Consider the following 12,602-nt stretch of genomic DNA (forward strand, 5'->3'; position numbering starts at 1 on the left):
TGATATGACAGGGCTCATGTTTACCGCCCCTGAAAGTGCTAAAATAATGGCATGCAAGGAGGTCGTTGTGAAAATTGCGTTGAAAGACCATATGACCCGAAAACTCATCACTGTCAGCAAAGACGCGACAGCTGCAGAAGCTTTGCGTCTGATGACCAACTATTGGATTCGCCATCTTCCCGTGCTGGATGAAGAAGAGGATTATATCGTCGGCATGCTGTCAGAGCGGGATCTGCTGCGCTCGCCCCACACCGAAACTCCGGTGGGAAAATTAATGAGCTCGCCTTTAAAAACGTTCCCCATTGAAGCGCCAATGAAAGCCGTGGTCGATGCAATGATCGAAGAAAAGGTTTCAGCTTTTCTGATCACCAAAGATGATGAAGTCGTTGGTATTGTGACTTCGGAAGACATGCTGGTGCTGCTGGATCAGATTCTGAAAAAAGATGAGTCTTCAGACGCCCCTTGGGTCTTGGGAGATTTGTTCGCAAATCCCCTGCTGCAACGAACCGCCTATCTTGTCGGACAAGCGGGAGTTTAAAAAAGAACCGGGAACCTTTATTGTTTTTCGGCGAAATCCAGCGGTTCACACGGGAAGACGAAGCGCTCTAGCTTTGTCCCGCGTGAGGCTTTGACGACGGCGATGTCGCCGGTTTTCAGGAAGCCTGCCAGGTCCTGACCGGAAGAATCTTTATAGTCTTTTTCGATCAGCGCCAGGTTTTTGTATCCCGTGCTGTTCAGGCCTTTTGCGAAGGCAGCAGCGTCATCACCAATGAAATAAACTTTATCAAAGCCCGCCTGGCCAACCCAGGTGCCCAGTTCTTCATGCAGGTTTGCCGAAGCGGAGCCCAGTTCACGCATCTGACCAAACACGCCGACTTTGCGGCCCGGGACGGTCAAAAGCTTCATATTGTCGATCAAAGCTTTCATGCTGTCGGGATTAGCGTTGTAAGCATCAAAGATCATCTGCGCACCGGACTTTAAGTGCACCAGCTGATTGCGACCCCAGTTGGTTTTACAAGCGGGAAGTCCCGCCCACACCTGCGCCGGAGTCATACCGACCGCCAAACCCACGCTGGCTGCCGCCATCAGATTCGTCAGGTTTTGCGCACCAAACACCTGAACGCGCGCAGTCCCGGCCTCACCACCGATAGAACCCTTGATGGAGATCTCGCTCATATTCATGGATGAAATCATCAAATGCACATCCGCACGAGGATCTTCGGAAGAGAACGTCAGGATGCGTGCTTTCGGAAATTTCTCGCGCGCTTTCACGTACATGTTGTGAGTTTGTGTGTTATCCAGATTGTAAATGCGCACGGTCTGATCACCGGCGGCTTCATAGATTTCTTCTTTGGCTTCCGCCACCTTTTCAATAGTGCCAAAAAATTCCATGTGCGCGCGGCCCACCATGGTGCAAACCACCACATCCGGTTCTGCAATATGCACCAGCTCGGTGATTTCACCGGCGTGATTCATACCCATCTCAATGATCGCGACATCTTTTTTCGGAGGCAGTTGCAGCAACGTGAAAGGAACACCCCAGTGATTGTTGAAGCTTCCTTTGTTGTAGTGAACGTCCATGGCAGAGCCCACCAGCGCTGCGGTAAATTCTTTGGTCGTGGTTTTACCGTTGGAACCTGTGATCCCGACAATGCGGGCACTGGATTCGTGACGGGCCCAGTTGCCCAGCTTCTGCAGGGACTTCAAAGTATCAGGGACCAGCAAGATGGTGACTTTGTCCTTCAGCTTTTCGGTCTGGGCATTTTCTTCATGCACCATCAAAGCGGCAGCGCCGGATTCAACCGCTTTCTCCAGGAAGTTGTGGGCGTCAAAGGCTTCACCCTTAAGCGCGATGAAAAGCTGACCCTGCAACTGGGCGCGGGTGTCGGTGCCGATCCCAGCGAAATTGGTTTCTTTCTGGCTCAGGATTTTTGCACCCGTGACTTTAGCGATTGTTTGCAGGTCCATGGCTCTCATGCTTATCTCCCTTGCAAGGCCTCTTCGGCCACCTTCACATCACTGAAGGGGAACTTTTGTGTTCCGATAATTTGATAGTCTTCGTGGCCTTTGCCGGCGATCAGAATCACATCGCCTTCCTCGGCCCGTTTCAGGGTCTGAGTGATGGCATCCTTGCGGTCCACCACCGTTGTGGTTTTGGCTTTGTGGGATCCACCGACACCAGCCAGGATGTCCTGAATGATGGTTTGTGGATCTTCCGTGCGCGGATTATCAGACGTGATCACCACTTGGTCAGAATACTTCAAGGCCATTTCAGCCATCAAAGGACGTTTGCCTTTATCACGATCCCCGCCGCAGCCAAAGATCGTCCAGATGCGCGCCTTGGATTGCAGGTTTTCACGAACCTTGTTCAAAGCCGTCAGGACATTTTCCAGCGCATCCGGAGAATGGGCATAATCCACAAAGACAGAAAGATTTTTATCATTCGGCACAGACTGCAAGCGACCCGGCACACCGGTAAAGCGGTCCAGGGCCTCGATGCAGATATTCAGCGGAAGGCCCGCTGACAATCCCGCACCCAATGCCGCCAGGGCATTCATCACATTGTGAGTGCCTGACATCGGCAGACGCACTTCCCCTTCCCCTGCGGGGGTCCACACCTTGAAGTGTGTCAGGGCAAAGTCCATCTTCAGAATTTCATAGCGGATGTCAGAATCTTTTTCGCCGTAGGTCCACAACACGGCCGGATCCGCCACGCGCAAACGACGGCCGAACTTGTCAGCGGTGTTCACGATGGCAAAACACGGACGTTTGTGGGTCTTCCACAACAGATCCGTGAACAGGCGTTGTTTCGCCTCCAGATAGCTTTCCATCGTGTTGTGATAATCCAAATGATCACGGGTCAGGTTCGTGAAGATCACGGTGTTGAAAGGAACGCTGTCCACGCGGCGCTGATCCAGAGCGTGCGAGGAAACTTCCATCGCCACCGCCAAAGCCCCTGCCGAACGGAATTCGCGCAGACGCTTTTGCAAAAACACCGGATCGGGAGTGGTCATTTCAGAAGGCCACACCTGATCGCCCAGATGGTGATTGACTGTGCCGATCACTCCGGTGGGAATTTTGCCGTGATTCAAAATGGCTTCGGCCATGTACGTGACAGAAGTTTTGCCGTTAGTGCCGGTGACGCCGACGCAGAAAAGCTCCTGCCCCGGATCCCAGTAAAAACGGCTGGCCAAAACATCCAGCACTTCGCGGGAATTTGGCACCTGCAATACGATCCCTTCATAACCTTCCGGGATTTTCGCTTTGTCTTCCACCACCAGCGCCGCGGCCCCTTTCGCGACAGCATCAGGAATAAAAGTATGCCCGTCCAGCTTGCTACCACGAATCGCGACAAACACCGAACCCGGCACCACAAGGCGCGCGTCGTTGAAGACCCCTGTCACTTCAATATGAGAGAATGAGTTTTCAGGAATCCCCGGCAGAATGGAAAAGAGATGTTGCAGTTTCACGCACTAAGAGTAACTTAGGTCTCAGATATGAGACAACTCGGAAAACTACATTGCCAAGAAATAAATCACAACGACGATGCGCCATGGGTCATCTTCTTCCACGGCTACGGCGCTGATGCCAACGACCTGTTTTCGCTGGGGGAAATCATCCCGACAAAGAAAACGTACAACTGGTTATTTCCGAATGGAAATCTGGAAGTACCCATTGGCCCGGCCTGGATGGGACGCGCCTGGTGGACAATTGACATGATGGAAATCCAGCGTGCTCAAGAGCGCGGCGAACACCGCGACTTCAGCAACGACACCCCCAAGGGCATGAGCAAAGCCTATGACATGGCCATGGAAATGATCCGTCAGATGAAAGTTCCGTGGAACAAAATCGTACTGGGCGGATTCAGCCAAGGAGCGATGCTGGCCACAGAGATCTATCTGCGCGCGCCGGAAACTCCGAAAGGTCTTGTGATCATGTCCGGAACACTGGTTCATCAGGACGAATGGAAGCAGTATGTTCCCCAGCGCGCCGGCCAGCGATTCTATCAAAGCCATGGCATCAACGATGCGGTTCTGGGCTACAAACAGGCACAAAAGCTTGAGACCCTGCTAACCCAAAACGGCATGAAGGGATCCCTGCAAGGATTCCGCGGCGGCCATGAAATCCCAATGCCTGTCATCACCCAAATCGGGGAATACCTGAGCACTATTCCCTAACGGGCGTCCCGGGTTGAGACGGAAACATTTCAGTTTCTTGTGACCCGGGCTTTTTGCTTCAGGGCCCTTCAGAAAGCTCCGTTAGATAGAGCATGAGCATTCTGATCGTACTGGTATCTCTCATTCTTACCGGCTGTGGCGGCATTACCGCTATACTGGGGTCTTCCAAAAGTCCGGCCAAAACACCACCCACCAAGGTTATTTCCCTGGATGCCGCAAACTATGTCGTCGCCTATGATGGCGAAGGCTCAGTCACCTTTGGATCCAGTGAAATCACGCTGGCACCCAAGCCGGCAACGGCCGCCAACCAGACTCATGCGGCCTTGGTATTTATCAAAGAAACTGTCGATACACCGGTTCAGGATTTTGAACTGACCGTGGATCTGGCCACCAGCCAGCAACTGCGCCAGAACACCGCTGCCAACGACTGGGAAGTCTTCTGGCTGTTCTTTGGCTACAAAGGAAACATCACTGACAAAGCCACGAACTATTATATTTCCAAACCGTCCACCGGATCCGAGCTGGGACTGGCGCACGGCGAACTGGGACAGAAGTTTTTAGGCACTGACAGCGCCAGTAAGACTGCTGTAGGCGGCCGCCACAAGTTTAAGTTTGTGCGCAAGGGAACCTCGTTCAGTGTCTATCGCGACGACCAGCTTTTTTATTCTTACACCGACGGAACCTTCCCTGCCGCTCTTTATACCAGCAAAGGCGCTTTGGGGTTTTACTCTGAAGATGCCGAAGTTAAAATCTATTCTGTGCAGCTAAAACGACTGGACAGCGGCACGGTGGCTTCGGAAGTACTGCCGCTGTTAACTTCCAACACGCTCGAGTCTCGATCCCCACAATCCGTTTCCACTTTGAACACCACTGTCACAAACTCGTCCCAGACCGGGAATCTATTCTGGTCCTGCAACTATAAAAAAATCACCGGCGAAGTCACCGGCCTTGCCAACACCGACTGCCTTTCTGTCGGAACCATCGGCAGTGATGGTGTGTTTTCCTGGGTGCCGTCATTGGATCAGATCGGAACCTGGATCTTTAACTTTGAAGCCTCTGAAAAACGCGGTGGCTTTGGCAACAAAGCCTTCCAGGTGCAGGTGCGCCCCGACTGGACAAGCAGCTCGCAATTGTTCCTGTTCGATCCCGAGTTTTCCATCAGCAAAACTCTGGATGCCACAAACATCCTGACCACCCGGGCGCCCGCCAGTGCCGACAACAACAAAACGGCGAACTGGCCGGCTTTGACCACGGCAGACTCGATTGATCTGTCAGGCTTAAGTGAAGTCACCCCTTGGCGCAATGACGGGGTTTCATTGAAAAATGCCCTGCACTTTGATGCTCTTCATGACGATCAGGGTTTGCCGTTAAGTGTTGCCAATCTGGGAACGACTCAAGATCTGCGCCTGTCCTATTGGTTCAAACGCGACAACGCCGACAGCAAAACGGCCGTGCTGGCCAATCACGCCAATGGCACTTTGCAAAGCCGCCATTGGATCGGTGTTATTTCCAGCAGCTATACGGATGGCGGATCAGAAGTCGTTTGTGATGATCCGAATGCAGCCAACGGCGGATGGATGTTCGTAACGACCCAAGTGACTGCTGGCAAGCTGAAGACTTTCGTCAGCGGCCGCGAAGTGTGCAGTCAGAATCTGCCGGCGACGTACAATTTTTCTTCGCCCTTAAGACTGGCGCCCCGGGTTCAGACCTTTTTCCCGTTCGCGGGCCAGATGTCTGAAATTGCCGGCTACACCCAGTCCACCCCGACCGAAATCTTTCATGATTTCACCGCAACGGCGGAACGCTATCGTCCGGTGAAAGTGGGCGCCATTACCTCCAGTGATTTGGTTTTGCACTGGGATGCCGCCAATGCTGATCGCGGCATGGCACCTTCAGCAAGCGCACCGGGTTGGTTGGGTTGGTTTGATCTGGCTCCGAAAGCTTTGACCAAGATCATGGGCGGATTTGATGGCAATGCCTCTTCAGGCTTTGTGACTCCAACCGCCGCGACGGCCCACATGCAGTTTGATGGTGTTGATGACTACATTCAGGTGACTTCGCAAGCGGACCTTGCAGCCCTGGGCCCGGCGTGGACCATTGAAGCGTGGTTGCAACCCGGAGCCGCCTTGGGCGTGGACAACAACTTCCCGCCAAATGACGTGCGCCACGATTTGTTTAAGACCATCTTTGAAAAAGCGCAGTACGACAATGGCAACAAGCTTTCCCATGGCCTGGGTCTGCGTCTTGGAAAAAACAATACCGTCGACGCTTTTTACGTGAACAACTATGGTTCGACCGACACCGTCTATGGCGGAATCAGCCTGAATGCCAATCAGTGGTATCACGTTGCTGTCAGCTTTGACAAAGCCACATCAACATTAAAAAGTTATGTCAACGGCGCGCTTGAAAGCTCCAAAGTCGTCAATATCAAGCAGGACTCCAACAACGTGGCCCAAAGCGATGGCGATGTTATTGGCGGAATGTCTGATGGCTTTGTCGGAATTCCTTTTGACGTCGATGGCCGCCGCCGCTTCAACGGAAAGCTGGCAGTGTTGCGCGTTTACCAGAAATCCTTGGCAGACAGCGCCTTGAAAGCCCACTGCCTTGCGCAGAAAGACCGCTACGGCGTGACCTGCGACTGATCCTTCCCAATTGCAACGTGACAACAGGAACGCATGAGTCAATATAAGTGCATGAGACAGCTCATCCTTATTTCTCTGCTATTGCTTTCAAGCCTGGCCTTTGCTCACCGTCTGGTGCTGGAAGATCCGTCGGAAGTTCAATCTCTCGAAGAAGGTGACTTCAACCTGGGGGCCGTTTTATTCCGTCTTCCCGGCGCCGATAATAAAAAACTGCTGAAGCACCCCGCTTACAATTCTTTGGTGACTGATCTTGAAAAAGACCTGGAGGCCCTAAAAACACAGGATTCCAAACTGGGCGTGGGCATGAACTATGTTCATCGCCTGTTTGATATTCGCTGGTTGAAGTCACCGGCGGCAAAATTTGAACTGGTGGGTGTCGTCAACCGCATGGATCGCACCGTGTTCAATCCCGGCACCTGCGGCGAAGTCCGTTTGATCTATCGCCTGTCCTATGCAAAAACTCAGAATCAAACTTTGATTCAGTCCCGTTTGCCGATGACCCTGAATGCCGTCTTTAAACTTCCAGCCACACCCCTCTGTCAGGCCGTCGCCAAACAATGGTCCTCTCAGCAAAAACCTCCGCTGAAATCCTGGGTGACACTGGCGAATCTGAAATCTCTGGAAGTCAATTTGCAGGCCGTGCGCTGGCCGTCGACGATTCGTGGGGATATGGGTGGCCATGCTGAATATTTCCTGCGAGTGTACCGCCTTAAAAACAATTCTTTCGTGCCGACGGCGATGGAAAACACCCCGGACGTGGCCCGTCTGCAAAATGATTCTGCTTTGCGCGCGGAACTGCTGGCTTGGATTTCGACCCCGGAAAACATCAAGGCGCTGGATGCCGGAACTTTAAATATTCCAGAAAAGTTTCTGACTACCAAAAGTTCTTCCTTTGCTTTGCACGGGATGAACCGTCTGGCCAACCGTCCGTTTGATCAGATATTCAAAAAAGACGACTTTAAAAATCTGAAACTGACGGATCTGGAAAACATCTATGGGCCATCCTCGTTCCGTCGCCGATTGAATGATCTTTCGTGCGCAGGCTGCCACCAAGGGCGTACGATTGCGGGCTTCCATTTTCTGGGTAAAGATCCTGAATCCACGATCTTTGCCAATTCCATTTTTTCCTCCCAATCCCCGCACATGATGCAGGAACAAAAGCGCCGTCAGGTTTATTTCCAAAATATCTTCCAGGGAAAGACGCCTGACAGCTCCCGTCCGTTCTCGGAACGCGATCCCCAAACCCCGGGGCCCATGAATGCCCACTGTGGCCTGCCGGGTTCGGAATACCAGGCTTGGACCTGTGCTGCGGGTTTAAAGTGTGTGGCCGTGGTAAATCCTGAAACCTCCAAAGAAATCGGCGAATGTCTGCCGGAACAACCGGTGGCGGGCAATCCTTGCGAACCCGGAACAATCACACAAACCGCGCACTCGCACAAAGATCAGATGAAAGCCTCTGCTCGCACAGCGTGTGCCGGTCATCAGGTCTGCCAAACCACGAAGGTCGGATTCCCGGGTGGAATGTGCTCAGGTGGTTGCGAGAATCTGAGGCCGGGTGAAGCTTGCGGCGCGATCGCGATTCTTCAAGGATTCAATGACTGTCTGGCACGCAATCGTCCGTTCGGAGAATGCCTGGCGCAAAACACTCGGCCCGCGGGACTGCAAGCCTGTGACGACAACACATCCTGCCGTGCCGACTACATCTGTAACAAGACCCAGTCCGGAAAAGGCGTCTGCATTCCACCTTACTTCCTGTTCCAGCTGCGCGTGGACGGCCATCCCAAACCAATCTAAGTTTCTTTTCACAGACGAAGGGCCCATTGCGGCCCCACTGTCTGCACCCTCTTGCGGTACCTACGACCAGACCGATTCTTGCTCGGTGGAATGGTCAAAAATCCTTGATAACCTATGACCCTATGTTCAATTCAAAGGCTTCCAAGGGCAAAAAATTTATCGACCAGCAGGTCATCAAGCTGGCCGACGGCGAAATCCTTTTCCGCGAAGGGGATCTGAGCCGCGAAATGTACATCGTGCAAAAAGGCGCCGTCGAAGTCTTTAAAAGAGTCGACGGCCAAACGATGATTTTAAGTCGCATCGACCGCGGCAGCATGGTGGGCGAAATGTCTTTGCTGGAATCCCTGCCAAGATCCGCCTCTGCACAGGCCGTGGGTGAAACCACCCTGCTGATGTTTGATCCGGGAAGTTTTTTACTGAAAATCCGTCGTGATCCGACATTTGCTTTTGAGCTGATGAAACAACTGAGCGGTCGCATCCGTCAGACCAATGAAAAATTGATCACACTGATGGCGGCAGAACAATTTTCAAAAAATGCTCTGCAAGAAATCACGGAATCCTCTTTATGATTATTGATGTCACCACCGAAAAGATGGTGGTCATTTCAGATCTGCATTTGGGAAATCCCTTTTCCGAAGCCAAAAAATCCCTGATCGAATTTCTGTACTGGGCAGCAGAAAACAAATATGACGTCTGCATCAACGGCGACGGACTTGAGATTGCGCAGGTGTCCTTTCGTAAAATGGCCGAAGACGTACCCGAAGTCTTTCGTGCCGTGAAAGCTATCACCAAAGCCGGCAACCGCGTGTTCTATGTCGTCGGCAATCATGACATTGTTCTGGAAAATTTTCTGGAAGACTGGGGTCCTTTGACCCTGGCGCCATTTTTAAATGTTAAGTGTGGCAAACAGCGCATTCGCATCGAACACGGACACCTGTATGACCCGTTCTTTGTAAAGCGCCCGGATCTGTACGAATTTTTGACCTGGTTGGGTGGATTTGCCCTGATGGTCAGTCCCCGAATTTATAAAGCCTGGATCAAGTTTGAAGAATTGAAATCCCGCCTGCGCCGACGCTTCCGTGGCAGCAGCGAAGTCCCGTGCCTGCCCGGGGAACATCCGGATTTTGTGATTGCCGCCGAAGAAATCTGCTCGCGTGGCTTTGATGCCATTATCTTTGGCCATACCCACCATCCCGGCACCATTGATCTTCCTCAAGGAAGATACTTCAACAGCGGCTCCTGGATGATTTCACCAACCTATATTGGCATCACAAATCAAGATGTGGTTCTGAGTCAGTTTGAAGCTGACAAGGGTCTTTAGCCGCCTTTAACGGCGGCGCGTAGGATCGCCCAGTTCCGCCAGAATATCCCAGCCGAACTTTTCAAGTTTGGAATCCCCGATGCCATAGATGTTTTTCATTTCATCCAGGGTGCGTGGATTTTTAACCGCCAGTTGTCTCAGGGTCAGATCACCAAAGACCACAAAGGCTGGCACGTCGAGCTCTTTCGCTTTCTCGCGTCTCCAGCGCTTCAAAAGCTCCATGCGTTTTTCCTGAATCTCATCCAGCACGATATCATCGGTGTTGGTGATTTTCTTGGATTTACTCGAAGCTTTTTTCAGCTTGGTCACAACCTGATCCATCTTCGCCAGCGGAGTCACAGACTTCTGGATACGACGGGCTGATTTCGGGTCACAGCTGTCGCAGTGACCACAGCGCTCGATACGCTGGGAATCCTTGTAGTAGGTCAGAATCTCGGCGTGACGGCATTCGCCACCTTCCGAGTAGTTCACCAGGGCGTCCAGGTTTCTCCAGCGCGCGTCTTTGATTTCATCCGGCGCTTCAGAGCTGTGAATAAAGAACGACTGAAGTCCTTTGTCTTTCTTGGAATACAAAGTCAGACAGGTGGAATGCTCGCCATCGCGGCCCGCACGGCCCATTTCCTGATAAAGAGCATCGATATTCGCCGGGATCTGGAAATGCACCACCAGGCGCACATCCGGCTGGTCGATCCCCATGCCGAAAGCATTGGTCGCGACCAGAATACGCAGGTCCCCTTTGGCATAAGCTTCCTGAGTGCTGGTGCGAACATCTGAAGTCAGACCCGCATGGTAATAGCCCACACTTTTTCCGAACTTCTTTTGCAGGAAGGAGGCGATGCTTTCAGTCACCTTGCGGGTGCCACAGTAAACGATGATGCGGCCTTCAGGTGTTTGTTTGATACTTTGAAGCAGCAACAGCATCTTTACGTCTTCGTCTTCACACAGCTCAACTTGATAGTAAAGATTGGAACGATAGAATCCGTGAACCATGCGTTCAGGCTTTTGCAGTTTCAGGTGTTTGGAAATATCATCCAGTACCGTCGGCGTTGCTGAAGCTGTCAGGGCCAGCACCGGAACATCCGGGCACAGTTTTTTCAAAACATTCAGCTGTGCATATTCTTCGCGGAAGTCATGCCCCCATTGAGACACGCAGTGAGCTTCATCAATCGCAAAAAGACCCACCTGGCGGTTTTGCACCCAGCGATGAAAGCCCTCTTTCTGGGCGCGCTCCGGGGATAGATACAAAACGAATGCGCCACCTTTGTTGATTTCGGCAAACACTTCACGTTTGTCGTCATCACTTTGTCCGGAATGAAGGGCGCCCGCCGGAATGCCATAACGGCGCAACGACGCCACCTGATCCTTCATCAAAGCAATCAATGGGGAAATAACAATGACAAGTTTTTGCGTGGCTACGGCGGGATACTGATAACAAAGAGATTTGCCGCCTCCGGTGGGAAGGACAGCCAGAACATCACGGCCGCCCATCACCGACTCGATGATCTCTTGTTGCCCGCGTCGGAAACCGGAAAGATTGAAGTATTTTTTAAGGTGGTTTTCCTGCGGGCTGACGGCGATTTCCATAAACGACACTTTCATTCAAAGACCCCCTGATTTCAACAAGATTGCACGGCTTCTTGTGCTGCCGCGCAAACAGGCAGCAAATACAAGACAATGCTCTAAGTGCTCTAAATTCCAAGGGAGTTCCCGGTCGTTTCCGAATTCCAGTCAGAAAGATTTTGCAAGACCCGCCAGGTGATTTATGCGAACCTATAAATTCGAAGGAGTTTTTATGAAGGCACTCTCATTTCTAACGATTCCTGCGCTGCTGCTGGGTTGTTCCTCCCCTGCCCCGAAAGAGGCTCCAGCCAAGGAAACAGCGCCGGTCGCAGCCGATCCTTATCCGGACAAGGCCGTCTGTTTTTTGCTGATTGATGCACAAACCGGCCAGATTCAGAAGTCCGTCAATGAAGAAAACTGTCAGGTGCAGCGTCCGGCGTGTTCGACTTTCAAGGTTCCCTTGGCGGTAATGGGCTTTGATTCCGGGCTGTTGAAGAATGAAAATACAAAATATAAATGGAACGGCAAAAAGCACTCCATCCCCGAGTGGAACAAAGATCAGACGGCCGCTTCATGGATGAAAAACTCGACGGTTTGGTATTCTCAGGTATTGACCGGCAAAATGGGCTTCCAGAAACTGCAAAGCTATCTGCGCAAGTTTGATTACGGCAATCAGGATATTTCTGGCGGCATCAAGACCGCGTGGCTGACTCCGGCTTCATTCACTCCGGATGAAAAGGGATTCTCTCTGCGAATTTCCGGATTTGAGCAGACTGACTTCCTGAAAAAGCTTCTGGCCGACAAACTGCCTGCGACCAAGCGTTCACAAGAGCTGACAAAGAAAATCATGTTCCTGGAAAAAACCCCGAAGGGTTATGATTTCAGCGGGAAAACCGGCTCAGGTTATACAGATGCAACTTTAAAAAGACGTATCGGCTGGTTCGTGGGATTCATCAAAACACCTGATCGTCAGTATGTCTTTGCAACAAACTACATCGACACCGTGGACGTGGAAAATGCCGAATTCGGCAGCCGCCTCGCCAAACAACTAACCATCAATCTGCTAAAAGAAGAAAACCTCTGGTAAGAAAAAAGGCACCTTCCGGT

The 12,602-nt window shown here is 51.9% G+C and carries 10 protein-coding genes; 7 read left to right on the forward strand and 3 right to left on the reverse strand.

Features of this window, described 5'->3' with window-relative positions:
- The first annotated feature begins 67 nt into the window (after positions 1-67).
- Entirely contained in the window at positions 68-538 is a 471-nt protein-coding gene (locus BDT_RS15710) for a CBS domain-containing protein (RefSeq protein WP_015092224.1), read from the forward strand.
- A gap of 17 nt (positions 539-555) precedes the next feature.
- Here the strand turns inward: BDT_RS15710 and BDT_RS15715 are convergent, their stop codons facing one another.
- Together BDT_RS15715 and BDT_RS15720 are read right to left on the reverse strand one after the other, a co-directional pair.
- Positions 556-1,977: a UDP-N-acetylmuramoyl-tripeptide--D-alanyl-D-alanine ligase gene (locus BDT_RS15715; protein WP_015092225.1), complete on the reverse strand. Its 1,422-nt coding sequence runs from the start codon at positions 1,975-1,977 to the stop codon at positions 556-558.
- Positions 1,978-1,979: 2 nt separating this feature from the next.
- Positions 1,980-3,470 carry a UDP-N-acetylmuramoyl-L-alanyl-D-glutamate--2,6-diaminopimelate ligase gene (locus tag BDT_RS15720; RefSeq protein WP_015092226.1) on the reverse strand — a complete coding sequence of 497 codons (1,491 nt, stop codon included), beginning with the start codon at positions 3,468-3,470 and terminating at the stop codon, positions 1,980-1,982.
- A gap of 27 nt (positions 3,471-3,497) precedes the next feature.
- Between BDT_RS15720 and BDT_RS15725 the strand changes: the two genes are divergently transcribed.
- From BDT_RS15725 to BDT_RS15745, 5 genes are all read left to right on the forward strand, one after another.
- Positions 3,498-4,178: an alpha/beta hydrolase gene (locus BDT_RS15725; protein ID WP_015092227.1), complete on the forward strand. Its 681-nt coding sequence runs from the start codon at positions 3,498-3,500 to the stop codon at positions 4,176-4,178.
- A 92-nt stretch (positions 4,179-4,270) separates the two neighbouring features.
- Positions 4,271-6,820: a LamG domain-containing protein gene (locus BDT_RS15730; protein WP_015092228.1), complete on the forward strand. Its 2,550-nt coding sequence runs from the start codon at positions 4,271-4,273 to the stop codon at positions 6,818-6,820.
- A 51-nt stretch (positions 6,821-6,871) separates the two neighbouring features.
- A complete protein-coding gene (locus tag BDT_RS15735; protein ID WP_041577961.1) occupies positions 6,872-8,614 on the forward strand; it encodes a hypothetical protein in 1,743 nt (580 codons plus the stop codon).
- 122 nt (positions 8,615-8,736) lie between these two features.
- On the forward strand, positions 8,737-9,183 hold the full coding sequence (locus tag BDT_RS15740) for a Crp/Fnr family transcriptional regulator (protein ID WP_015092230.1): 447 nt from the start codon (positions 8,737-8,739) through the stop codon (positions 9,181-9,183).
- A complete protein-coding gene (locus BDT_RS15745; RefSeq protein WP_015092231.1) occupies positions 9,180-9,935 on the forward strand; it encodes a UDP-2,3-diacylglucosamine diphosphatase in 756 nt (251 codons plus the stop codon). Before BDT_RS15740 ends, BDT_RS15745 begins: the two co-directional genes overlap by 4 nt.
- Before the next feature lie 6 nt (positions 9,936-9,941).
- On the opposite strand, the gene BDT_RS15750 is transcribed toward BDT_RS15745, so the two are convergent.
- Positions 9,942-11,534, reverse strand: a complete 1,593-nt coding sequence (locus BDT_RS15750) for a RecQ family ATP-dependent DNA helicase (RefSeq protein WP_015092232.1) — start codon at positions 11,532-11,534, stop codon at positions 9,942-9,944.
- Between the two features lie 193 nt (positions 11,535-11,727).
- Here BDT_RS15750 and BDT_RS15755 point away from each other — a divergent pair, with 193 nt between their 5' ends.
- Positions 11,728-12,582: a penicillin-binding transpeptidase domain-containing protein gene (locus BDT_RS15755; RefSeq protein ID WP_235046159.1), complete on the forward strand. Its 855-nt coding sequence runs from the start codon at positions 11,728-11,730 to the stop codon at positions 12,580-12,582.
- The last annotated feature ends 20 nt before the right edge of the window (positions 12,583-12,602 follow it).

It is taken from the genome of Bdellovibrio bacteriovorus str. Tiberius, assembly GCF_000317895.1.
In the GTDB taxonomy this organism is placed as follows: domain Bacteria; phylum Bdellovibrionota; class Bdellovibrionia; order Bdellovibrionales; family Bdellovibrionaceae; genus Bdellovibrio; species Bdellovibrio bacteriovorus_F.

Coding starts and splice junctions, on each gene's coding strand:
- BDT_RS15755 (WP_235046159.1), top strand. CDS start 11,728: ATGAAGGCACTCTCATTTCTAACGATTCCTGCGCTGCTGCTGGGTTGT.
- BDT_RS15740 (WP_015092230.1), top strand. CDS start 8,737: ATGTTCAATTCAAAGGCTTCCAAGGGCAAAAAATTTATCGACCAGCAG.
- BDT_RS15735 (WP_041577961.1), top strand. CDS start 6,872: ATGAGACAGCTCATCCTTATTTCTCTGCTATTGCTTTCAAGCCTGGCC.
- BDT_RS15730 (WP_015092228.1), top strand. CDS start 4,271: ATGAGCATTCTGATCGTACTGGTATCTCTCATTCTTACCGGCTGTGGC.
- BDT_RS15715 (WP_015092225.1), bottom strand. CDS start 1,977: ATGAGAGCCATGGACCTGCAAACAATCGCTAAAGTCACGGGTGCAAAA.
- BDT_RS15745 (WP_015092231.1), top strand. CDS start 9,180: ATGATTATTGATGTCACCACCGAAAAGATGGTGGTCATTTCAGATCTG.
- BDT_RS15750 (WP_015092232.1), bottom strand. CDS start 11,534: ATGAAAGTGTCGTTTATGGAAATCGCCGTCAGCCCGCAGGAAAACCAC.
- BDT_RS15725 (WP_015092227.1), top strand. CDS start 3,498: ATGAGACAACTCGGAAAACTACATTGCCAAGAAATAAATCACAACGAC.